Genomic DNA, 22,894 nt, shown 5'->3' on the forward strand with positions numbered 1-22,894 from the left:
GGTAAGCCTCCGAAGTTTATACTTTCTTATCTCTAAAAAAAAGTCCCGCCACCAACATCGATCTGGAGACGAGACTTCAATTACGTACTGAAGAAAGCTTATGCCAGGCTTATACGCCTCAAGCACCGCCGTTCATGGCGAGTATGATCGCAGCCAGTCCGAAGCACAGGTTCAGCAGGCACAGGAATACCAGCGTCTGCTTCTGGTTGAGCCCTGTAGCCAGCAAACGATAATGGGCCTGGGAAGCATCGGCCTGATAGATCGGCTTGGATTGAAGCATTCTGCGGATGACCACGATGATATTATCGAAGATCGGCACGCCCAGCGCAAAGATGGGAACGAACAAGGACGCCAGGGTTGCACCCTTAAACGCGCCGTCCAGAGCAATGATCCCAAGGATGAACCCGAGGAAGGTAGCGCCGGCATCCCCCATGAACACTCTGGCCGGCGGCTTGTTGTACCTTAAATATCCCAGCGCGGCTCCTACGAGTATGACGGCGAGCAAGGCGGATTCGCCTCGGCCCATCGTAATCGCGACAACAAACAGCGTACCTCCGGATATGGCGGATAGCCCTCCTGCCAGACCATCGATGCCGTCCGAGAAGTTAATAACCGTCGTAACGCCGAAGATCCACAGAATCGTTAAGATCAGCTGCAGCCATTCCGGCAAGTTAATATAGTGACCCGTAAACGGATTGTTGAATCCTTCGAACGCGATGCCGTAGCTGTATACAACGACGGCTGCGCTGACCTGTACAATGAGCTTCGGCAGCGAAGCCAGCTCCTTGCCCTGGGACTTATACCAATCGTCCACGAGGCCGATCCCAAGAATCAACGCGCTACCGATAAAGATACCTACCACTTCCCTTGAGATGGTACCTGTAAGCGCAAAATAAGTGATGAAAAATCCGATGAATATGGCGACTCCCGCCGTCAGCGGTATCGGCTCGCGGTGTATTTTCCGCTCGCTGTCCGGCCTTGGCTTGTCCACAAAATCAATCTTGATCGCAAGTTTGCGAAATGGCGGAATCAATACCAACACCAGCACCATGGATATGACAAACGCTGCAAAATAGAGCATGGTTTCCTCCCAATGAATGATGAATAATGGAGAACATTGCAATCTAAGTATATGACTTATAGCGAATCCTATCAACCTATCAAAAAGAAAAAGACCGCCGCATCCGTAGAATTTCTACTTAGCAGCAGCCCTTTTCGGACTCATCGGTTAAGACTCCTTCTTCACCGCAAGCCCAATGATCATAACGATAAGTGCCAGCAAAGCAATCAACTGATCGATGGTCATGGCCAAAAGCCTCCTTGAATGGCAGGATGGCTCTTGCCGGACTACGCATCTCCCTCTCCCGTTAAATGCCTTACGTTTTCCCCATTACCATCCTATGAGGGTTCATCCCCCGTTTATGACGATGACCGCCAAAAAACCTGCCCCGTTCAGATAACTTTCGAGGGCAGGTTTGCATATCGCGCAGGCACGGGGGAAGAGGCAGCGCACGAGGTACGAGGCACTCAATCCAAACAGCGTACGAGGCACTCATGCCAAACAGCGTCAGGTTATGGCTCGCTTCGGATCGTCATTCACCTTATTCCGTCACGATGTCATAGATCAATACAGGCGCATCCGCATGATCAGCGATTCGAATGCTTTCATACAGCTTCTGCTTCACGTCGTCCACGTTCTCGCGGTTGGCATGGATCGTGACAAGGGAATCGCCCTTCTTCACGGTATCGCCGACCTTCTTGTTCAGCATCAGGCCTACCGCCAAATCAATTTCGGATTCCTTCGTCGCGCGGCCGGCCCCGAGCAGCATCGCTGCCGTACCGATCTCATCCGCTACCAGCTCGGCGACAACGCCGTCCTGCTGTGCGGGAAGCTCAATGAGATACTGTGCCTTCGGCAGACGGTCCGGATGATCCACCACGGACGGATCTCCGCCCTGGTTCTGGATGAATTCCTTGAACTTCTCCAGTGCCTTGCCGTTGCGAATCACCTCTTTTAGCTTCTCTTCGGCATCTTCAAGCGAGTCCGCCTTCTGGGCCAGGTACACCATCTGTCTGCCCAGCGCCAGGCACAGCTCTTCCAGATCCTTCGGACCCTCGCCGCGAAGCGCATCGATCGCTTCCTGCACTTCCAGCGAGTTGCCGATCGCGGCCCCAAGCGGTTGGCTCATATCGGAAATGACCGCCATCGTTTTGCGGCCGACGTTGTTGCCGATGCTGACCATGGCGTGTGCCAGTTCCTTGGCATCCTCCACCGTTTTCATGAACGCGCCTGCGCCGGTTTTAACGTCCAGCACAATCGCATCCGAGCCGGCGGCAATCTTCTTGCTCATGATCGAGCTTGCAATCAGTGGAATGGAATTGACGGTGGCCGTCACATCCCGGAGCGCGTACAGTTTTTTGTCCGCCGGCGTGAGGTTCCCGGTTTGGCCGATGACGGCGATTTTATGTTGATTCACAAGGTTCACAAATTCGTCTTTGCTGATCTCCACATGGAAGCCTTCGATGGATTCCAGCTTGTCGATCGTTCCTCCGGTATGGCCTAGGCCGCGTCCCGACATCTTCGCTACCGGAATATCCAGAGCCGCTACGAGCGGAGCCAGCACCAGCGTCGTCGTGTCCCCTACGCCCCCGGTGGAATGCTTATCGACCTTGATTCCCTCAATTGCGGACAGATCAATCGTTTCGCCGGAGTTTACCATCGCCATCGTCAAGTCCGCCCGCTCCCGGTCGGACATGTCCTGGAAATAAATCGCCATGTTCATGGCGCTCACCTGATAGTCGGGAATATCTCCCTTGGTATATCCGTCGATAAAGAAATTGATCTCTTCTGTTGTCAGTTCCTTGCCGTCGCGTTTCTTCGCAATTAAATCAACCATTCTCATCGTACATTCTCCTCACTGTTTGCGATGATTGTATTCCTTCCACGGGAATCACTACAAATACGGACTGTTCTTCCGATCGCCGCTGCCCCCAGATTCCTTGATTATTGGAATCCGTGGGCAAAGGTGACGGGGTCGCTTCTCCAAAACAATTCCGCCTTCTGCGCTCAGGGCAGTTTCTTTACAATGAAATCGCCGTATCCAGCGCGACTTCCATCATCTCGTTAAACGTCGTTTGCCGCTCCTCGGAAGAAGTCTCTTCCCCTGTGAGCAAGTGATCGCTAACGGTCAGGATCGTCAGGGCATTCACGCCGAATCGTGCCGCGATCGTGTAGAGCGCCGTCGTCTCCATTTCCACGCCGAGCACGCCGTGCTGCATCAGCTTCTCCACGACGGATTTGTCCTCGCGGTAGAACACATCGGACGTGAACACGTTGCCGACATGCATCTTCAGGCCTTTCTCCTTGCCTCGCTCATACGCGCCGAGCAGCAGCGGGAAGCTGGCAATCGGGGAGAAGTCATAACCGTTGAAGTGGTGACGGTTCATGCCGGAATCCGAGCAAGCCGCCTGGGCCAGAATGACGTCGCGCACCTGGACGTGCTCCTGCATCGCGCCGCAGGTTCCGACGCGGAACAGGTTTTTGACGCCATATTCCCGAATGAGTTCATTAACATAAATCCCGATGGAAGGCACGCCCATGCCCGAACCCTGAACGGAAATGCGTTTTCCTTTATAGGTTCCCGTAAATCCAAGCATCCCCCGCACTTCGTTGTAGCAGGTCACGTCCTCCAAATACGTCTCGGCAATGAATTTAGCCCGCAGCGGGTCGCCTGGCAGCAGAATCGACTCCGCGATATCTCCCGGTTTCGCTCCAATATGTGTACTCATGTCCCATTCCTCCACTTGTTCGATTATTTCAAGTCATTCAAAAAGCTGGTTCCGTGCTCCGGCAGCTTCACGCCGAAGTTGTCGGCAACCGTGGCGCCGATGTCGGCAAAGGTCTTGCGAAGCGGCAGTTCCTTGCCTTCCGCAAAGCGAGGGGAATATACAAGCAGCGGCACGTATTCCCGCGTATGGTCCGTGCCCTTGTAAGTAGGATCATTCCCGTGGTCTGCCGTGATGATCAGGAGATCGTTCTCCGTCATTCTTTCGAACACCTCCGGCAGGCGCCGATCGTAATCCTCCAGCGCTTGGCCGTATCCTTTCGGGTCGCGGCGGTGTCCGTACACGGCATCGAAATCCACGAGATTCAAGAAGCTCAGCCCTTTAAAGGATTCATCCAGGGTTTGCACCATTTTGTCCATGCCGTCCATGTTCGATACGGTTCTGACTGCCTTCGTAATGCCTTCCCCGTCATAAATATCGGAGATTTTACCGAGGGCGATGACGTCAAGACCGGCATCCTTCATCTCGTTCATCGTCGTACGTCCGAAAGGCTTCAAGGCATAGTCATGCCGATTCGCCGTACGCTTGAAGCTCCCTGCCTCGCCAATAAAAGGACGGGCAATGATCCGGCCGAGCATATAAGGATCTTCCAGCGTAATTTCGCGGCAGAACTCGCAGATTTCGTACAGCTCCTTGAGAGGAACCACATCTTCATGTGCAGCGATTTGAAGCACGGAATCGGCAGAGGTATAGATGATCAAGGCCCCAGTTTTTACATGCTCTTCGCCAAGCTCTTCGATAATCTCCGTTCCGCTGGCCGGCTTGTTGCCGATGACCTTCCGTCCGGTTTTCTCTTCGATGCGCTGAATCAGCTCGTCAGGGAACCCGTCCGGGAATACGCGAAATGGCGTATCGATATACAAGCCCATGATTTCCCAATGGCCTGTCATGGTGTCTTTGCCATTCGAAGCTTCCTGCATCTTCGTATAGTAAGCCCGAGGTTGATCCGTTGCAGGGACGCCCTCGATCTCCCGGATGTTGGACAGCCCGAGCGCTGCCATGTTCGGCATGTTCAGCCCGCCGCATTCGCGGGCGATATGCCCCAGCGTGTCGGAGCCGATATCGTCGAAATCAGCCGCATCCGGTGCTTCCCCGATGCCCACGGAGTCCAATACGATCAAGTGAATTCGGTCAAAACGTTCCATATTCATTGCTCCCCCTCATATATGAGTTTTTCAATCAAACTATCCATAAGGCTCGCTTGTAGTAGTTCGTTTCCTGCCAGGCTTACAGGAACAGTCCGGTAATCGTAGCCGACAGCACGCTCACCAGCGTCGCGCCGTACAGCAGCTTTAGGCCGAAGCGGGCCACCACGTTCCCCTGCTTCTCGTTCAGGCCTTTGACCGCGCCGGCAATGATGCCGATGGAGGAGAAGTTGGCGAAGGACACCAGGAATACCGATACGATACCTACGGTTCGTTCGGACATATTCGTGAAGTTGGCCAGATCAAGCATCGCGACGAACTCATTCGATACCAGCTTGGTAGCCATGATGCTGCCTGCATCCACCGCCTCTTTCCAAGGCACGCCCATCACAAAAGCGAATGGAGCAAAGATGTAACCTAACAGCTCCTGGAAGGTGATTCCGAAAATCATATCAAAAATGCCGTTGATCATTGCGATCAAAGCAACGAAGCCGAGGAGCATCGCCGCAACGGTAATCGCGACCTTGAAACCATCCATGATGTATTCGCCCAGCATTTCGAAGAAGGATTGCTTCTCCTCCTCCTGCACCTCCAGAATATCCTCTTCCTTCTCCACCTTGTAGGGATTGACGATGGAAGCAATGATAAATCCGCCAAACAGGTTCAATACAAGCGCGGTCACCACATACCGCGGCTCGATCATGGTCATGTATGCGCCGACGATCGACATCGATACCGTGGACATCGCGGAAGCGCAGAGCGTATACATGCGGTGCTTCGGAATTAAGGCGATCTGTTTTTTGACCGAGATAAACACCTCGGATTGCCCCAGGATCGCGGAAGCTACCGCATTGTAAGACTCCAGCTTACCCATGCCGTTGACTTTACTCAAGACGAGGCCGATATATCTTACGATAAACGGCAGTACCTTAATATATTGAAGTATACCAATCAACGCGGAAATAAACACGATTGGCAGCAGGACATTCAAGAAGAACGGACCTGCACCTTCATTGGCAATGCCGCCAAATACAAACTCGATTCCGGCTCCGGCATAGCCAAGCAGCGCTTCAAACGTGCTGGCTATCCCTTTAACAAGATACTCGCCGATGCTTGTGTTCAGCAGAACGAATCCAAGGATCAGCTGCAGCACAATCATGACGACCAGCGGGCGATAACGAATGTTGCGCTTATCATTGCTGATAAGGAACGCAAGACCGAATACGACCAGCAAACCTAGTATGGCGATTAGAAATTTCATCGTCGATGTTCCCCCATAGGTGAATTTTTTTGATAGATGGCATGGCTACCGAATCATTGAAAACCTTATACTCCAATAAACGATTTAGTAGGAAGAGCTGGATTGGCCGCCCTCCATAATTTTCACGCCGGAGCTGGCTCCGATACGCGTTGCGCCCGCTTCAATCATGCGATCCATGTCTTCCTTGCTGCGCACGCCGCCGGAAGCCTTAACGCCCGTGTTCTCACCGACCGTCTTGCGCATCAAGGCGACATCCTCCGGAGTAGCTCCGCCCGTGGAGAATCCTGTGGAGGTTTTGACAAAATCGGCTCCGGCTTTCACGGACAGCTGGCACGCACGCACCTTTTCTTCTTCTGTCAGAAGGCTTGTCTCAATGATGACCTTGACCAGGGCTTTGCCCTTGGCTGCATCCACGACAGCCTGAATATCTTGCTGCACCAGCTCATCGTTCCGGTCTTTCAGCGCCCCGATGTTGATGACCATATCAACCTCCGTAGCCCCGTTAGCGATGGCATCCTTCGCTTCAAAAGCTTTTACGGCCGTCGTGTTAGCTCCCAGCGGGAAGCCGATAACGGTGCATACTTTGACGCTCGTGCCCGCAAGCTGCTCAGCACAGTAGGATACCCAAGTCGGGTTCACGCAAACCGAAGCAAATCCGTACTTTTTGGCCTCATCCGTAATTTTCGTGATCTCGGCCTGGGTTGCATCCGCCTTCAACAGCGTGTGGTCGATCATTCCTGCTATATTCATCTGGTTAAAACACTCCTTATATTGTTTTATGCAATCTTGTAAAAGCGCTATCATAACGCTCAATCCTTTAGACGGGACCATCATATCATAGCCTTGAACATATGTAAAACATATATTGAAAATATGTTCATTCCGATTTATGGCAATGATATTTATCATTGTTTGCTGAAGAACTATTCATCATTCAGGAATAATCTAACAATTCACGCCGTTTACTATGCTCTATACCCTGTCAGCGTAAACATAAACAGAGAATCGGCCTCCCATGCGGCTTGGGGAAGCTGATTTCCAATACGCAATAATACGCAAAAAAAACACCCCATCCAGACAGAGGAAGCTGATTGCCGCTTCGACCTTTCGGAACGAGGTGCCGTAAAACTGCACAATATGTTGGACATTTCATGGAAGCAAGGCTTGCGCCGTAAACTGGTCCGTTACCAGGATGTTTGCATACTTGCCGATCAGCGCAGCTCGGATGGCCTCCACCTTGCGCTGCCCGCCTGCCACGAGAATCGATTTCTCCTTGTGGCGCAAATCGTCCAAATCTATGCCCACCGTACGCTTGTTAATATCCTCGCTGCACACCCTGCCCTCCGCATCGAAAAACCGGGAGCAAATATCTCCCGCGCCGATCCGCTGGAGCAGCTTCTGTTCTTCCTTGCTCAGATAACCGAGCCGGAACAGCAGCGCGTCTTCATGAACGGTACCCACCGTAAACATGGCGATATTGGCTTGTTTGCCTAATTGGATGATCCGCTGGATATGCCGGTCCCTCTCCACCATTTCCTTCAGCTCCGTGGTGTCGAAGATGACCGGCAGCGGCAAATATCTCGCCATCGTGTGGTACGCCTCGGCGAACAGATTGACGATCTCGGCGGCATACGTGTTCACATGCGAATGGCTGACGCCGCCTTTCAACTGCACGACCTCGACGCCCCGAACGGGCTTCTGCTGCAGCTGAAGCGCCACGGCATGCATGGTCGTTCCCCAGGTAACGCCGATGATATCCGCATCCTGGACCGTTTCATGCAGGTAATCGGCTGCCTTTTTGCTGATATGCTTCTGGATTTCGCGGTATTCGTTGACGGGAGAATAACTCACCAGCACGTGTTCCAAACCGTAAGCCTTCTTCACCCTTTCGGCCAAAGCGCCCAGGTCCTCGAGAGGGTCCACGATGCTGATCTGCACATACCCCTGCTCCTTGGCGTGCTGAAGAAGCCTGGAGACCGTAGGGCGGGAAACGCCGAGTCTCGTGGCGATATCCTGCTGGCTGTAATCCGACATATAGTACAATCTTGCCGCCTCAATGCTGAGGCGCTGTTTATCCTGATCCATGATCCAACCCACTTTTATTATGTCGTAATCGAATTGGGTCCATTATACATCGTTATGCTGCGGATTTCGATAGCCGCATTAATTCCATGAATGTCAGCGTGCTTATGGACAGAACCATTAAACATCGGTTGATTTTGCGGGATGCCGCTCCTCTTGATCGATGGGTTTCTTTTTTTCAAGGAGAACGAGCAATGCCGGCATCAAAAAGCCGCGAATGATAAACGTATCCATAAGAATGCCCACCGCCACGATAAATCCGAATACGAACAGCACCGCGACCGGCTGCGTCATTAAAACCGCAAAGGTAGCAGCAAGAATAATACCGGCGGATGAAATGACTCCGCCTGTGCTCGCAACCGAAATTTCTACCGCTTTGGCAAGCGGGTATTTCCTGCGCTCTTCCAGAAATCTGGAGATCAGAATGATGTTATAATCGATGCCTAGTGCGACCAGGAATACAAAGGAATAGATCGGAACCCGGTTGCTGATGGAGTCGATACCGAACAGCATCTGCGTAAGAAACATCCCTAGACCAAGTGCTGCCAGAAAGGACACCAGGATCGTCCCGACCATGTAAAGGGGGATACGGACCGATTGCGTCATCACGATAAGGAGAATCAGAATCATGATCGTCTCAAGGATCACAATGACCACCAGATCCCGGTTATTGACCAAACGATCATCCACTTGGGATGCCGTTTCCCCGGCAAAGTACAGCTTGCCCTCCATCCCGCTTTGCTTAACCAACTCCTCCGCGCGGTCACGAATATCGCTCAACGCATCCATCGAGCGGGTATCGTAAGGACTCTCGTCGAACGTAAGGCTGTACCGCACAGCGTCACCAGAATCCGTCATTCCGTTCATCCGAATGTTTGCGACAAGCGGTTGCCCCTCCAGAATAGCCATCAGTTCCCGGATGTCGTCCTCTTTCATTGGACCTGCAGATTCGAACAATACCGTGGTAGGAGCTAAATCGCCTTTATCGAACCCACTCTCCAACGCCTCATAGCCTACTCTCGATGACATGTCCTCTGGAAAGGATTTGATGTTGTCAAAGGAGTAGTTCAAATTGAATAGATTGCTAATCGATAATAGTAAAATGATGCCCACAAGAATAACGGATTGTAAAGGTCTCTTGACTACCAAGCGACCGATACTACCCCAGGCGGAGCTTTGCGCTACTGTCGGATCGCCGACTTTCGGAATTTTTGGCCAGAATGATCTTCTTCCGAACAAGGTAAACAACGCAGGAATCAGTGTCACGGACGCCAGCATGATAACAACCATAGCCGTCCCGAAAATCGGAGCGAAATTCCGATATTCTCCGTAGTTCGCGAAAAAGAGGATCAGCATGGCAGCCAGCACGGTACCGCCCGAGAAAAATACGGGCAGGCCAACTTCTCTCATCGCTGACTTCATCGCTTCATATTTGTTGTCGCAGCGTTTCAGTTCCTCCCTGAACCGGGAAAACACAAACAGCGAATAATCGATGACGGCCGCGAACAACAGTATCATCATAATGGACAAAGATTGATTGTTTAGGAGAAGCCCCGCTTTCCCCAATAGCCCAAGCGATTGGTTGACCACTTCATAAACAAAAGCGACGGCCAGCAGCGGAATGAAGGCCAGCAAGGGCGAGCGGTAAATCACGATCAGGAGGACCAGCACCAGTCCCACCGTTGAAAGAAGGAGAACCACATCCGCTCTTGAGAACAGATCCAGCGAATCAGCCGAGATTCCGGCAGGTCCCGTAACGTACACAGCCAGCCCCGAGCTGTGCTCAACCTCATCCTTGATCTGGTTAAGGATATCCCTAAGCTCCTTGGATTCCAAAGAAGAGACAAACTGCATAGGGATAGCTACTGTCTTCCTATCCTTCGAGTAAAGGCTTTCCCATGCCTGCGGCGGCAGTTTATCCAGCGGAACAGACTCTTGTATGGCCTCTTGATGGTTATGCTCGATCCCTTCCATCATCTTTTGGATTTCTGCTTGATCAATCTCTCCTTGTTTAGATTGAAAGACGAATACGGCCGGCATGCTGTCTTCGTCCGGGAAATATTCACCAAGTTTATCTTTGGCAATTACAGACGGCATGTCTTTAGGAAGCGAGTCTATTCGAGTGACCTCGTATTCTTTGGCGCCTGGAGCAAGGGCACCCAGCAGCATTGCGGCAGCAAACCAAATGATCAGGGTAACCCACATCCCTTGTCTTGTCGCCACGCGGTCGGTTAGCCAGTTTAACCATGACTTCACGGGTAATCTTCCTCCTTCACATCAATCTGAGGGCCGTAATCAGAACGACCCCGAGGGCGAGTACAGCCGAACTGATAATCGTTGTCCGATAATACCCAAGTAACGAAGACTTTTTGTCAACATTAACGGCTTTAGATATTTTGCGGCTCAACACGCTGAGGACGATAATGCTGAGCAGCACAATCATCGAACCTGCCATCTCCATCAAAGACAAGTAGAACGGAAGATTGCCCCTTTCAAATTGACTGATCATGTAAGATCCGCTGAGTACAATCATAATGGAGCTGGGAAGAATGACCCGGTTAACGATTTTGCGGATTTGATCGCCCGTTCGAAGTGCGTCCCCCTTCTTGATCATGCCTGTCAACAGTAAACCAAAGCTAAAAAAAGCCCCTATCCACAAAATAATTCCTGCAATGTGGATAAAATAAGAAAGCTCATACATTAGGAAACCCTCACTTTCATCGAGTAGTGGTATTTAGCTGCAAGTGACACATGTGTCACTTTGGAGATAGAATTGCTTCTATTCCCGCGTTGAAGACAATGACTCCAATATGACATAAGTGTCACTTTTATGAGCGTCATGGAAATCATGCTTCCTTGTGTCACATGGACAGTATCCCGCAAAGTGACACAAGTGTCAATTAATTATTTTTGTAGATTCCGTGACAAATCATCAGCTGAATAGCATCCAACCACTCTGTTTTGGGGAGGCCCTCATGATTGGGGATATTGATCGTTTGGAATATCATCCCCAGGACCAACTGATCCGGAAGCCCGGGATTCAGCAGATCTTCGTCCCGCCCCTGCTTAATAAAACCCTGAAATCGTCCATACATCTCCATATGGAGTTTCTCCAGCAGTTCTTTATTCGATCTGACCTTATCGCCCGCTTCGGCCGGTATCTGTTGATTCATACCAAGTATCTGGTGGATGTTGCTATGTTTATGGATGATGTTCAGCAGTTCCCTTAGTTGCTTCTCAAAGCCCTCAGATTTCTCAAAATCCCCCAGATCCTTCAAAAATCGACGCATTTCATATACCATATAGTCCATAATAAATTCTTCTTTATTCTCGTAGTATTTATAAATCGTTCCCCTGGCTACCTTCAACCGGTCCGCCAGCATGCCGAACGTGAACCCTTCATATCCATGCCGCAGCAGCAGGTCCTTCCCCGTTTGAAACAATAACTGCGTTGAAAATTTCCGTTCCCGTGCCATCTGCTCACCTCTTACGAATAAACGACTCTTTAGCTAAGGATAGCTAAAGAGCCCGTAAGGTGCAACCACCATCTGTTGCGACAGGTCCTAACACGTCAAATCGCGAAGAAAGCACGATTCCTTCCGGCAACTTGATGTTAACTCAGGTATCGGGCTCGATCGCCAAATAAGCGCTGACCAAATTTGCACGCAAATAAAAAACGAAGCAGCCGTCAGGACACGCTGCTTCGTTATGAAGGTAAACTTCCCACGAATTCATCAAAAGCTTAGAGCCTATACCGGCTGTACGTATTCGAGCGGAGATACCCGGCCATAGGACGCCTTCGCACCTTGAATCGGTGCCGCCCAAGCCACGGCATTGGCAATCACCTGCTGAATTTCAGGCTGGTGATAGGTAGGGAACGCTTCATGACCCGGTCTGAAATAGAAGAGCTTGCCGCGTCCGCGCTTGTAGCAGCAGCCGCTGCGGAACACCTCGCCGCCTTCGAACCAGGAGACAAACACCAGCTCATCCGGCGCCGGAATCTCAAAACGCTCCCCGTACATTTCCTCCTGCGGAATCTCGATATACTCACCGAGCCCGCTGACGATCGGATGGCCGGGATCGATGACCCACAACCGTTCCTTCTCGCCGTCGTCGCGCCATTTCAGTGCGCCGGTGTTCGTGCCGAGAAGGCGCTGGAAAATCTTCGAGCCGTGGCCGGAATGCAGCACGATGATCCCCATGCCGTCCAATACGCGCTGGCGCACTTTTTCCACGATATCATCCCGTACTTCACTATGCGCCACATGCCCCCACCAGATCAGAACGTCCGTTGAAGCGAGCACGTCGTCCGTCAATCCGTGTTCCGGATCATCCAGCACGGCCGTGCGTACGACGAACTGTGCATCTTTCCCCAGAAAATCGGCAATCGTCCGGTGAATGCCTTCGGGATAAATCTTAGCGATCTGTTCATTATGTCTTTCGTGCCGGTATTCGTTCCATACCGTTACATTGATATTAGCCAAGGATGGCGGCCTCCTTTAAATTGAAATCCAAAGACCTCTTATACATTCAACCCAAGTATAGGCTGTGTTACAATGAACGGGAATGTGTGAAAGTTACTCTTTTTGTACAAAAACGACTTCGCGTTTTTTAAGGAGAGAGGGTGGAACTCGTGCTATCGATGAACGCTGACTATGTGCCTAGAATCAAACTGATGGGCTTCGTCTCCTATAAGAACCCCTGGATTCATTTCAAACGGAACACCCACGAGCATATTCTGTATTTCGTGAAGAGCGGCGAGCTTCATATGCGGGAGAACGGCGTATCCCATGTGCTCCGAAAAGGCGACATGCTGGTGCTTGAGCCGCATCTGGACCATGAGGGAACCCAGAAGCATCCCTGCGACTACTACTATATTCATTTTGAGCATCCCGATATTCAGCAGGCGCCCGAACGTCCCTTGTCCCTGCTGGCCAAGCAGTGGATCATGAGCGAGAATCAGCCGGCAGGCAAGGATGACGGCAGGCCGCTGTACTTTCCGAAGACCTGCACGTTAACCCAAAGAAAAAGTCTTCATCACATGTACCATGCCCTCAGTGAAATGCTGCAGCTTTACAGAAGAAAGCACTTTAACCGCAGTTTGACCGCGCTCAAATTCATGGAAATGCTGATCGAGCTGTCCCGCGAAAGCCTGTTCGATGAACTGGAGAAGAACAGCCCGCACACCAAATCCTATATGAAAGTGCATGCGCTGCTCGACTACATCCACGAACATTATGCCGAGAAAATCATCAGCTCGGATATCGAACAGCGCTTCGAATGCAACTATGACTATATCAATCGGGTGTTTGCCAAGCTCACGGGCCATACGATCATGCGATACGTGAATCAGGTCCGGATCAATCATGCCAAAGAGTTAATCGAGGCCACCCATCTCAGCTTCGGGGAGATCGGATATCTGACCGGCCTGGATGATCCCTTTTATTTCAGCAAAGTGTTCAAAAAATACGTCGGCATGTCGCCGAACCAATACTATAAGCAGGTTCGCGACAAGGAATAAGGCGGGGGACCGGGGGCCAGCGTCCGGCATCATGGTTGGCGTATCGTGGATAAGTCATAGCGAACGTTCCGGCGCCCCTCCTTCCTTGGGGATAACCCGCCGCCCCTCCAAGTTAATAGGAAGTTATCCTTGCACTTCTCCACATTTGTTCACAAACGCTGGATAACTCCCCTGGAATCAGGGAGCAAAATGCAGCTTGCGCTGAAAGAATGAGGATGATGTTCATAACTCTGTGTATAAACGAAATTATGACTAGGTTATGCACAGTTCATGCTTACTCCATCCGTTTTATAGAATGCAATTATCCACATCCGGAGATTTGGATTTTTTCGCATATTCCGGGACAGGATCATTCTTTTATTTGCGCCCGTAGTCTGCCTTAATCTCTCCCCAGCTCTTCGTTTGCCATTTTAGCACCTTGTTCTCGTATGTATTGGTTCGAAGCCAGTGCTCGGCCCGGTCCACGAGATCCCATATCTCTTTGGTTGACGCGTCGCGCGGCAGCGTGGAGACCACCTTCTTCTGCTTCAGCCATTTGAGCGCATTCATGGAATCGCTGTACACCGTTTTGGTGCTGCCGATTTTCTTCAAATAAGCAAGCGCATGGACGATCGCCAGGAACTCGCCGAGATTGTTCGTTCCCTTCTGGATCGGCCCGCACGAGAACAGAATATCCCCCGTCTGCGTATCCACGCCTTTATATTCCACCGGTCCCGGGTTTCCCCGCGTTCCCACATCCACGGAGATGCTGTCATAATCAATCTCCCCCGGATCCTCGGCCGCGGAGCTGCTGCTGCGCTTAAAGCTCTTGCTCTTGGATCCCGAGCTGCTTGATCCGCTTCCGGACTGCCCCCAGTAATTTTTATACCCTGCCGCATAGGCCTGTTCCGCTTCGCTTCGGGATTCGAACGCCTTGAATTTCGCACCTGTAAATTGGTTCACCTGCTGCTGGCATTCGCCCCAGCTTGTATAAATTCCGGGTACTTTGCCTACCCAGACTACGTAATATTTTTGCTTTGCCATCATAAACCTCCATCCTGAACTAACCTCTCTAGCGTACTATATCACATCCTCCGAAACCAACAAAAAAAGCGCCATCGTCTCCGATCCGCTTTCGATGTTTGACCTTATTCAATTGTTCCTGTTTCGTCGGCTTCACTCTCACATGCTGTGACAGCGCGCCGTAATCCTCGTTGGTCTTTCTCATCGAGACGGCTGACCATATGCCGGCGCGTTCCGCTTTGCGGAGCGCTTTTTGCGTTTTGGTACGGGCCATGAGGCTCACACTCCTTCTATTATAGAACTCCCTATATTGTACGGCAAAATCGAAGGGAATGGAACCGGAGCCGCCGGGACTCCGCCACCCATTTGACCCCCGTTTATTCCCATCCCTCAAACGTGAGGATTTTATCCCGGTATTGTACGTCCACTCCCTCATGCGTCCGGTATTTCAGTGCATCCAGCTTCGCTTCGGCGTCCATCTCCGTCTCATCGCTGCCGATTGTGACCTTATCCTGTTCTACGGCGGTGATGACCCAGGAACCCTCCGTTTTATCCAGGGAATACCTGCGGTTCATTTGAGTCAGCGTTTTTCCTTTCAGTTCCCTGGATTCCGATGCATATACAAACACCTCCCCACTTTGATCACTCTCATAAGGGTCCGAAATGCGAATCGAGGCTTTCTCTTCGTTCATTCCCAAAGATTTGACCAGCCCCCGCATATGCTCCTTATGCTTCTCGTACTCTTCGGCGGACATCTCTATCATGTCGCTTGCACGATATTCCTTCTCGTTATATCCAAAAATAATCCGGTCGCTCATAGCCTGCATGTAAGACTCACTGACAATCCCGCCCACCTCGGCCAAATACTCCGGATAATCCATTTGAAAATGCTGCAGCTTATATTCCGCCGTCTCTAGCTTCTCGACCTGGTTCACGATCTGCTCCCGTTCGTTCTCCGACAAGCCCGAGCCGCCGCAAGCGGACATTCCCGCAACCGATAATACGATTAACCCTAATAGTAGTAGTTTTTTCATGTTCTGGCCCATCCTTAAATCCTCTCCCTCCTGTAAACCTATGATATAATACGGAATCATTGGAGAATAGATCCAATTATGATAGGAGAGTGTACCGATGAAACTGGAGCGGCTCATATCCATGATTTACATGCTGCTGAACAATGAGATTCTGTCCGCGTCAGCCTTGGCAGAGAAATATAACGTGTCCCAGCGAACCATCTACCGCGACATCGATGCCATCTGCGCCGCCGGCATTCCGGTCGTATCCTATCAAGGGGTCAACGGCGGATACGGCATTATGGAGCAATACAAGATGGATAAAAGCCTGCTCGGTTCCTACGATGTCAGCGCCCTGATCACCATCCTGCACAGCATGTCTACGGTGTTCGAGGATGAACGGGCCCTGGATACGATTCAGCGCCTGCAGACCATTGACCGTTCCGCCAACTCCGCTTCGCAGGGATTGTCCATGGATATCGGGAGCTGGCGGTCGTACAACGAAATCCTTCGTCTTCTTCGCCGCGCCATTACGGACAGGCATGTGATCTCCTTTCAATACATAAGCGCCAAGAATGAACGCATTTATCGAAAAGTCGAGCCCCTGCGACTTATGTATAAATTCGGATCCTGGTACTTGTACGGCTTCTGCAGAACGAGGAACGATTACCGCGAATTCCGGATCTCGAGAATGTCGGAGCTGTCCCCCTCCGCCGAGCCCTTTATGCGCCAGCACTCCGAGGAGCATACGCACGGACCTCAGCTTCAAGAGCAACATCCATATGGGCGGAGCGTACGGCATAACTGGGAATCATCGCCCGATGCCATAGAGGTCGTGCTTCACGTGTCCCCCGGAGCCCTGGCCAAAGCCATGGATCAATTCTATGACGTACAGCGGGAATTTCATGAAGACGGCTCCCTCCGTCTCACGTTCAAGGTCAATGATCCGGATTCCTGGTGGTTCTGGTCTACCCTGCTGAGCTTTGGCGAGGAGATCGAGATTGTGGAGCCGGCCGACTTAAGGATCCGCATGCAAGCCAAATTAGAAAAAATGCTGCAAGTGTACGCAAAAGTATGACAGTCCGCTGTCATACTTTTTTATTTACAATGTTCCCAAGAAGGAAGATAACACGAAGCCAAAGGGGACGATCTTAATGAACTATCCTGTAAAAATGTATGAATACCATGTATGGGCCAACCAGGCCATATTCAACCGTCTTCTGGAACTTCCGGGCGAATTGTACAATCGGACCATCACGAGTATCTTTCCGACCGTATCGGAAGCGTTGATTCATATCTACACGGTGGATCTCGGCTGGATGAACATTTTGTCCGGGAAGGACATGAGCTCTGCATTGGCTGAGGCCTACCAGCTTCGGGAAGAGCTTGAAGCGATTTCGCTGGAAGACCTGAACCTGCGGTTTATCGAATTGTCGGATCGATACGCTGCGTTTCTCCGCCAGCAGCCTGACCTGGAGCGGATGATCCGATTGGATAATCCTTATGCCGGCATCCGGGATACCCGCCTGTCCGAGATCATGCTGCATGTCGTGAACCACGGCACTTACCATCGTGGAAATATTGCCGCCATGCTGCGCCAGCTCGGAAGCTCCTCCGCGATGACCGATTACGCTTTTTTTTGGTACCAGAATGAACCGGAGCCCGTCTTCGCCTAATGGCGCTCAGAATAGCGGTGAAAGTCCAGGACCTCTGAAATTCCATGCCGGTCTCAGCCCGACAAAAACCAAAAGCCTGCTTCAGGAACCCGGTTCCGAAGCAGGCTTTCTATCCTACATCCCGTTTATACGCTTGTCACAATTTGCGACCTTCCGTCAATCGTACCCAGAAGCCGCCTTTGAAGCTTTTCGGTTCATGGGAGATAATGAACGCTTGCGGCGACATTTTGGAAAGTGACTCCATCAGCCGCCGCTCATTCTTCCGTTTCACGAGCACTTGAAGCACCAGCCGCTTGCCATCCTTGCCGTCCGCTTCCCAAGCGGTCACGCCGTATCCCTTCTCCCGGAGGTTCATGGCCAGGTTCGTCTCAACGGAATTGACGATCACCTGCACCACGATGTATCCGAGTGCCAGATACTCCTCAATTCGGCTGCCGGCATACACGCCCAGGCCAAAGCCCAGGCAGTAGGCCGCCATATTAAAGGGATTGTCCAGATTTTGCAGGACGAGATTGAGACCGAGCAAGTACACGAATACCTCCAGCATGGCCAGAAGGGAAGCTATCCCTCTCCTCCCTTTGATCATCAGAATCAGCCGCAGCGAAAAAATCGAGACATAGACCACATTGATGCCGATGATGGAGCCGATCAGCGACAGCGAGATCATAGAGAATCACGGGTGGCGATATACTCCGGTCTTGGCTTCTGGCCCGAATACGGCTGCTTGACCTTGTTCTCCACGCTGTTATAGACCATGAATATATTGCTGCGCGGCATCGGGGTGATGTTGCTGTTCGAGCCGTGCATAATGTTGCAGTCAAAAATCACGATCGAACCCGCCTTGCCGACCGGCGTGTCGATCCCGCCCTCCTTCACCATCCGCGTCAGGCTGTCATGATCCGGAACGCCGTACTCCTGCTTGCGCAGAGAATCCTTGAAATGATTCTCCGGCGTTTGGCCAATGCAGGCCACGAATTCCTTATGTGACCCAGGCACAACCATAAGCGGCCCGTTATAAGGGTAGTTATCCTCCAGCGCAATGGAGCAGCTCAAGGCTCTCATTCGGGGCATGCCGTCCTCAACATGCCACGTTTCGAAATCGGAGTGCCAATAGAACTCCTTGCCCGTGAAGCCCGGCTTGTAATTAATCCGCGATTGATGGATATACGTCTCGCTTCCCAAGAGATATTCCATGATCGCCAGGAGCCTCGGATGTCGGGAGAGCTGCTTGAATACTTCATGGCTCTCATGAACCGCAAATACCGACCGAACTTCGTGCCCGTCCGGCTCCCGGATCACCTCGTCCTTCTCCGAGTCCCGCGCCGTTATCTGCAGCCTGCGGGCCTCCTCCTGATATCGCGATAGCTCCTCCCGATCAAAGAAGCCTTCCAGAAATAAATATCCGTTGCGCTCGTAGAAGCCGGATTGCTCCTGCGTTAACGCAGCATCCGGCGTCCATTCAGAATGTACGACAGGATCCTGTCTCTTTAGGATCCGGGGCTCCGGGTGCAATCTTGAAGGATAAACGTCCAGTTCTTTTTCCTGAAGGGCCGACGCATGATTTTTACTCATCGCATATCATCTCCTTAGTCCGTAATGGGGGCAAGCAGCGGGTAGGTTCCTTCCTCATCGTGAACTTCCGCGCCGGTTAGCGGCGGATTGAATACGCAGACCATCCGCATCTGCGAACGTGCTCTCAAATAATGCTTCTCGTGTCCGTCCAGCGCATACATCATGCCAGGGGTGATGGGATAGGTCTCGCCGCCGACAACCTCGATTTCTCCCTCCCCCTCGATGCAGTACACGGCCTCGACGTGGTTTTTGTACCAGATCAGCGTCTCCGTTCCGGCCTTGATCAGGGTGTCATTAAGAGAGAAGCCCATGCCGTCTTTTGTCAACAGAAGCCTTCTCGAATTCCATGTCGTTGTATCGATGTCGTCTTTCGTATCCACGATTTCTTCCAAATGTTTAACGATCATGACAACCTCTCCTCTGCAGCTAATTGTTTCATGCTATTCTCAAAAATCCCCAATCCCTCTGCCAGCGTGTTCATTTCAATGGTCAGGGGCGGCATCAGCTTGGCAACTTCGCTATGCGGTCCTGACGTTTCCATAATCAGTCCTTGTTCAAAGGCGATTTCGGATAGTCTTCCTGCGTGCTCCGGCTTATCAAAGGCTACCCCCTGGATCATGCCCCTGCCGCGGATTTCGCCCTTAAGCCGGGGATAATCCCTCACGACGTCTTCGAGCGATTGGCGAATCCGATGTTCGCGAATGCCGATATCGAGCTGAAAATCCTCCGTCTTCCAATAACTCAGCGCTTCGGCAGCGGCAACGAATCCGAGATTGTTGCCCCGGAAGGTGCCGTTATGCTCTCCCGGCTCCCAGATGTCGATCTCCGGCTTGATCAGCGTGATGGCCATCGGCAAGCCGAAGCCGCCGATCGATTTCGAGAGGCACACGATGTCCGGCTCGATGCCCGCATCATCGAAGCTGAAGAACGAACCGGTTCTGCCGCAGCCCATCTGGATATCGTCCAGAATGAGCAGCATCCCCTTATCCTTGCAGATGCGCGCCAGCTTCTGCAGCCATTGGCGGCTGGCGGCGTTCAATCCGCCTTCCCCCTGAACCGCCTCGACGATGACCGCTGCCGGCAGCGGAATGCCGCTTCCCGGATCATCCAGAAGCTTCTCCATATATGCCATCGTATCCACGTCGCTGCCAAAGTAACCGTCATACGGCATAAATACCGAGTGGCTCAGATCCACGCCGGCGCCCTGGCGCTTGAAGGCATTGCCGGTCACCGCCAGCGATCCCAGCGACATGCCGTGAAAGGCATTCGTGAAACACAGAACGGTGCTGCGCCCCGTCACTTTTCTGGCGATTTTGAGCGCGGCCTCCACGGCATTGGTGCCGGTCGGTCCGGGAAACATCATCTTGTGATCCCACCCGCGAGGCTTCAGAATAATCTCCTGAAAGCGGGTCAGAAACGTTTCCTTCGCTCCCGTAGCCATGTCCAGGCTGTGCGTAACGCCGTCCTGCAGGATGTAGTCGACCAGCTTTTCGCGAATCCTCTCATTGTTGTGCCCGTAATTCAAGGCGCCGGCGCCGGCAAAAAAATCAATGTATTCATTGCCCTGCGTATCCCACAGCTTGGCATTCCGGGCTTTGTCAAAGACCGTCTGAAAGCTCCGGCAATAACTTCTCACTTCGGATTCCAGCTTGTTAAACACGGTAAGCTTCGGTTTCTCCATGACTTGGTTGTCCATAGTTCCCTCCATTTGTTTAAATGTCATTGAAAAAGGGGCCAATCACGAATAACGGCTCGTCTTCATGTGTCGTACCATCCGGAAACATCTCTGCTCCATAACCCACCGTTACGGTGCTCGGAATGGATTTCTCCTCGGCATAACCGAGAAACAATCGGCGTGATGCCATATTGCTGGGCGATACCGTCGTTTCAATGAAACGGACGCCATGACAGGCCTTCTGGTTCATGAGGCCGGTAAGCATCGCCTTCGCGATCCCCTGCCTCCGGTGCGTGCTTGCAACCGCCACCTGCCATACAAAGAGCGTCTCCGGATTGCGCGGAGAACGGAAAGCGGAGATAAAACCGACGATGTCTCCTTCATGCTCCGCAATCATGCAGGTATCGTTGAAGTAATCCCCTAGCAGCATGTAGCAATAAGGCGAGTTCAGATCAAGCGATCCGGTATCGCGTATGAGCGCCCATACCCGGGTGCCGTCCCGCGCCTCCGGTCTTCGGTAAACCACTTCGGTTCCGGTATCCACAGCCATCTGCATAAACACCTCTTTCCAGCACTAATTTCCGTTCGAGCGGAACCGCTGCAGAAAACTCTGCAGCCGCTCGCTCTTCGGATGATCGAATATTTCCTCGGGTGTTCCTTGTTCAACGATCCTGCCGTCGGCTCCGAAGATGACCCGATCCGCGATTTCCTTCGCAAAATCCATCTCGTGCGTAATCAGCATCATGGCCATTTCGCCTTCTTCGGCGATTTCCCGGATCACCTCCAGCACCTCGCCGACCAGCTCAGGATCCAGCGCCGAGGTTACCTCGTCAAACACCATCACCTTCGGCCGCATGACCAGCGCTCTAGCGATGGCGACGCGCTGCTTCTGGCCTCCCGACAAATTGGACGGGTGCATCTTCAGCTTATCGGCCAAACCGACCTTGCCCAGCATCGAGACGGCCCGCTCCTCCGCTTCCTCCTTGGACAACCCCAGCACCTTGCGCGGGGCTTCCGTCACGTTGCGAAGCACATTCATGTGCGGGAACAGATTGAAATGCTGGAAGACCATGCCGACGTTGCACCGCATCCGATGCAGATGCTTCTCGTTTGCCCGGACCAGCTTGCCCTTCTCCTCCATATGCCAGAGCAGCTCGCCATCAACCTCGATGATCCCCTCGGTCGGTTCCTCCAGCGTCATCAGCATCCGGCCCATCGTCGTTTTGCCAGATCCGCTCGGACCGATCACGGCCACCTTTTCTCCCGGCTGCATCTCCAAATCGATGCCCTTCAGCACCTGCAGGTCGCCATACGACTTGGTCACGCCCGCAAATTTCACGATCGGCTGTGAACCCGTAACGGGATTTCTTTCCCGCTCCGGCTTCTTCGCCTCTTCAGCCTGCTCATCGATTACAACGGCATTCAATAGACTCCCTCCTTATTTTCCACGCTGCAAATTCAAACGCTTCTCCAGCCTTTGCACCAGCAACGACGCGATATAACTGATGATCAGGAACAGAATCCCGACCAGCGTGTACGGTTCGAAAGCGCGAAATGATTGCGACACGATATTTTTGGCTGTCAGCATCATCTCGACCAGCGTAATGGCGCATAGAATCGGCGTTTCCTTAAACATGACAATCAAATAATTCCCCAGCACCGGGATGATCGGCGGCACCGCTTGCGGCAGTATAATGCTCCGCCAGGTCTGGGATTTCGTGTAGTTCAGTGCGGTTGCAGCTTCCCACTGTCCTTTCGGCACCCCTTCAATCCCGGAACGGTACACCTCCGACAGATACGTGCTGTAATGCAGCCCCAGGCCGATGACCCCCGCATAGAAGGCCGGAATCGAAATGCCAGTCAGCAGCGGCAAGCTGTAATACAGGAAAAACACCTGTACCAGCAAGGGGGTATTGCGAATAAATTCTATGATTCCTTTGGTGATGAGCGACAAGGGCTTAAATTTGCTCCGCGCGGCAAAGGCAAGCAGCAGTCCGATAATCAATGCCACCACAAAAGCACAGAGCGTGACCCATACCGTCATTTTTAATGCGCTCAGAAGCTGCGGCAGTATTTCAAACACATATTTCCAATCCCACAT

Annotated in this window: 24 protein-coding genes; 3 read left to right on the top strand and 21 right to left on the bottom strand. The window is 52.1% G+C overall.

Going from position 1 to position 22,894, the window contains the following annotated elements:
- Nucleotides 1–118: 118 nt before the first annotated feature.
- The 11 genes from MHI43_RS28570 to MHI43_RS28620 all read right to left on the bottom strand — a co-directional run bounded on the left by MHI43_RS28570 (nt 119) and on the right by MHI43_RS28620 (nt 12,818).
- Entirely contained in the window at nt 119–1,081 is a 963-nt protein-coding gene (locus tag MHI43_RS28570) for an MraY family glycosyltransferase (RefSeq protein WP_036663778.1), read from the bottom strand.
- Between the two features lie 520 nt (nt 1,082–1,601).
- Nucleotides 1,602–2,903 (bottom strand): pyrimidine-nucleoside phosphorylase, encoded by a 1,302-nt coding sequence (locus MHI43_RS28575; protein WP_015737557.1) that lies wholly within the window; start codon nt 2,901–2,903, stop codon nt 1,602–1,604.
- A 178-nt stretch (nt 2,904–3,081) separates the two neighbouring features.
- Nucleotides 3,082–3,789, bottom strand: coding sequence for a purine-nucleoside phosphorylase (gene deoD, locus MHI43_RS28580; protein ID WP_015737558.1), 708 nt, complete (start codon nt 3,787–3,789; stop codon nt 3,082–3,084).
- A gap of 23 nt (nt 3,790–3,812) precedes the next feature.
- The gene (gene deoB / locus MHI43_RS28585; protein ID WP_036663776.1) at nt 3,813–4,991 is read right to left on the bottom strand and encodes a phosphopentomutase; all 1,179 of its coding nucleotides are present in this window, start codon (nt 4,989–4,991) and stop codon (nt 3,813–3,815) included.
- Nucleotides 4,992–5,073: 82 nt separating this feature from the next.
- Nucleotides 5,074–6,252, bottom strand: a complete 1,179-nt coding sequence (locus MHI43_RS28590) for a NupC/NupG family nucleoside CNT transporter (protein ID WP_015737560.1) — start codon at nt 6,250–6,252, stop codon at nt 5,074–5,076.
- Nucleotides 6,253–6,336: 84 nt separating this feature from the next.
- Nucleotides 6,337–7,002: a deoxyribose-phosphate aldolase gene (gene deoC / locus MHI43_RS28595; protein ID WP_009589523.1), complete on the bottom strand. Its 666-nt coding sequence runs from the start codon at nt 7,000–7,002 to the stop codon at nt 6,337–6,339.
- 399 nt (nt 7,003–7,401) lie between these two features.
- Nucleotides 7,402–8,337 carry a sugar-binding transcriptional regulator gene (locus MHI43_RS28600; protein ID WP_036663772.1) on the bottom strand — a complete coding sequence of 312 codons (936 nt, stop codon included), beginning with the start codon at nt 8,335–8,337 and terminating at the stop codon, nt 7,402–7,404.
- A gap of 117 nt (nt 8,338–8,454) precedes the next feature.
- Nucleotides 8,455–10,590 carry an MMPL family transporter gene (locus tag MHI43_RS28605; RefSeq protein ID WP_036663769.1) on the bottom strand — a complete coding sequence of 712 codons (2,136 nt, stop codon included), beginning with the start codon at nt 10,588–10,590 and terminating at the stop codon, nt 8,455–8,457.
- Nucleotides 10,591–10,606: 16 nt separating this feature from the next.
- Nucleotides 10,607–11,035, bottom strand: coding sequence for a hypothetical protein (locus tag MHI43_RS28610; protein WP_015737563.1), 429 nt, complete (start codon nt 11,033–11,035; stop codon nt 10,607–10,609).
- A 199-nt stretch (nt 11,036–11,234) separates the two neighbouring features.
- Nucleotides 11,235–11,810, bottom strand: coding sequence for a TetR/AcrR family transcriptional regulator (locus MHI43_RS28615; RefSeq protein ID WP_015737564.1), 576 nt, complete (start codon nt 11,808–11,810; stop codon nt 11,235–11,237).
- Between the two features lie 273 nt (nt 11,811–12,083).
- Nucleotides 12,084–12,818, bottom strand: a complete 735-nt coding sequence (locus MHI43_RS28620; RefSeq protein ID WP_015737565.1) for a trehalose utilization protein ThuA — start codon at nt 12,816–12,818, stop codon at nt 12,084–12,086.
- Nucleotides 12,819–12,976: 158 nt separating this feature from the next.
- Between MHI43_RS28620 and MHI43_RS28625 the strand changes: the two genes are divergently transcribed.
- Nucleotides 12,977–13,855, top strand: coding sequence for an AraC family transcriptional regulator (locus MHI43_RS28625; protein ID WP_081746329.1), 879 nt, complete (start codon nt 12,977–12,979; stop codon nt 13,853–13,855).
- A 357-nt stretch (nt 13,856–14,212) separates the two neighbouring features.
- Here the strand turns inward: MHI43_RS28625 and MHI43_RS28630 are convergent, their stop codons facing one another.
- The 3 genes from MHI43_RS28630 to MHI43_RS28640 all read right to left on the bottom strand — a co-directional run bounded on the left by MHI43_RS28630 (nt 14,213) and on the right by MHI43_RS28640 (nt 15,891).
- Nucleotides 14,213–14,878, bottom strand: a complete 666-nt coding sequence (locus MHI43_RS28630; protein ID WP_036663765.1) for a ribonuclease H family protein — start codon at nt 14,876–14,878, stop codon at nt 14,213–14,215.
- Nucleotides 14,879–14,906: 28 nt separating this feature from the next.
- The gene (locus MHI43_RS28635) at nt 14,907–15,131 is read right to left on the bottom strand and encodes a hypothetical protein (RefSeq protein WP_036663762.1); all 225 of its coding nucleotides are present in this window, start codon (nt 15,129–15,131) and stop codon (nt 14,907–14,909) included.
- Nucleotides 15,132–15,234: 103 nt separating this feature from the next.
- On the bottom strand, nt 15,235–15,891 hold the full coding sequence (locus MHI43_RS28640; RefSeq protein ID WP_235201826.1) for a hypothetical protein: 657 nt from the start codon (nt 15,889–15,891) through the stop codon (nt 15,235–15,237).
- A gap of 97 nt (nt 15,892–15,988) precedes the next feature.
- Between MHI43_RS28640 and MHI43_RS28645 the strand changes: the two genes are divergently transcribed.
- A complete protein-coding gene (locus tag MHI43_RS28645) occupies nt 15,989–16,948 on the top strand; it encodes a YafY family protein (protein ID WP_036663757.1) in 960 nt (319 codons plus the stop codon).
- Nucleotides 16,949–17,024: 76 nt separating this feature from the next.
- Nucleotides 17,025–17,546: a DinB family protein gene (locus tag MHI43_RS28650; protein ID WP_036663754.1), complete on the top strand. Its 522-nt coding sequence runs from the start codon at nt 17,025–17,027 to the stop codon at nt 17,544–17,546.
- A 136-nt stretch (nt 17,547–17,682) separates the two neighbouring features.
- Here the strand turns inward: MHI43_RS28650 and MHI43_RS28655 are convergent, their stop codons facing one another.
- Genes MHI43_RS28655 through ehuD form a run of 7 tightly spaced genes read right to left on the bottom strand, consistent with a single transcriptional unit; the run spans nt 17,683 to nt 22,894 of the window.
- Nucleotides 17,683–18,213 (bottom strand): DUF2179 domain-containing protein, encoded by a 531-nt coding sequence (locus MHI43_RS28655; protein ID WP_015737571.1) that lies wholly within the window; start codon nt 18,211–18,213, stop codon nt 17,683–17,685.
- Nucleotides 18,210–19,118 carry an ectoine hydroxylase gene (gene thpD / locus MHI43_RS28660; RefSeq protein ID WP_036663752.1) on the bottom strand — a complete coding sequence of 303 codons (909 nt, stop codon included), beginning with the start codon at nt 19,116–19,118 and terminating at the stop codon, nt 18,210–18,212. Before thpD ends, MHI43_RS28655 begins: the two co-directional genes overlap by 4 nt.
- A gap of 14 nt (nt 19,119–19,132) precedes the next feature.
- The gene (locus MHI43_RS28665; RefSeq protein WP_009589551.1) at nt 19,133–19,525 is read right to left on the bottom strand and encodes an ectoine synthase; all 393 of its coding nucleotides are present in this window, start codon (nt 19,523–19,525) and stop codon (nt 19,133–19,135) included.
- Nucleotides 19,522–20,814, bottom strand: coding sequence for a diaminobutyrate--2-oxoglutarate transaminase (gene ectB / locus MHI43_RS28670; protein ID WP_036663749.1), 1,293 nt, complete (start codon nt 20,812–20,814; stop codon nt 19,522–19,524). Before ectB ends, MHI43_RS28665 begins: the two co-directional genes overlap by 4 nt.
- A gap of 16 nt (nt 20,815–20,830) precedes the next feature.
- On the bottom strand, nt 20,831–21,343 hold the full coding sequence (gene ectA / locus MHI43_RS28675; protein ID WP_036663800.1) for a diaminobutyrate acetyltransferase: 513 nt from the start codon (nt 21,341–21,343) through the stop codon (nt 20,831–20,833).
- Nucleotides 21,344–21,367: 24 nt separating this feature from the next.
- Nucleotides 21,368–22,219: an ectoine/hydroxyectoine ABC transporter ATP-binding protein EhuA gene (ehuA, locus tag MHI43_RS28680; RefSeq protein ID WP_015737575.1), complete on the bottom strand. Its 852-nt coding sequence runs from the start codon at nt 22,217–22,219 to the stop codon at nt 21,368–21,370.
- 12 nt (nt 22,220–22,231) lie between these two features.
- The gene (gene ehuD, locus MHI43_RS28685) at nt 22,232–22,894 is read right to left on the bottom strand and encodes an ectoine/hydroxyectoine ABC transporter permease subunit EhuD (RefSeq protein ID WP_009589563.1); all 663 of its coding nucleotides are present in this window, start codon (nt 22,892–22,894) and stop codon (nt 22,232–22,234) included.

Origin of the sequence: Paenibacillus sp. FSL H8-0457 (assembly GCF_038051935.1) — a bacterium.
Classification (GTDB): Bacteria; Bacillota; Bacilli; order Paenibacillales; family Paenibacillaceae; genus Paenibacillus_AQ; species Paenibacillus_AQ lautus_A.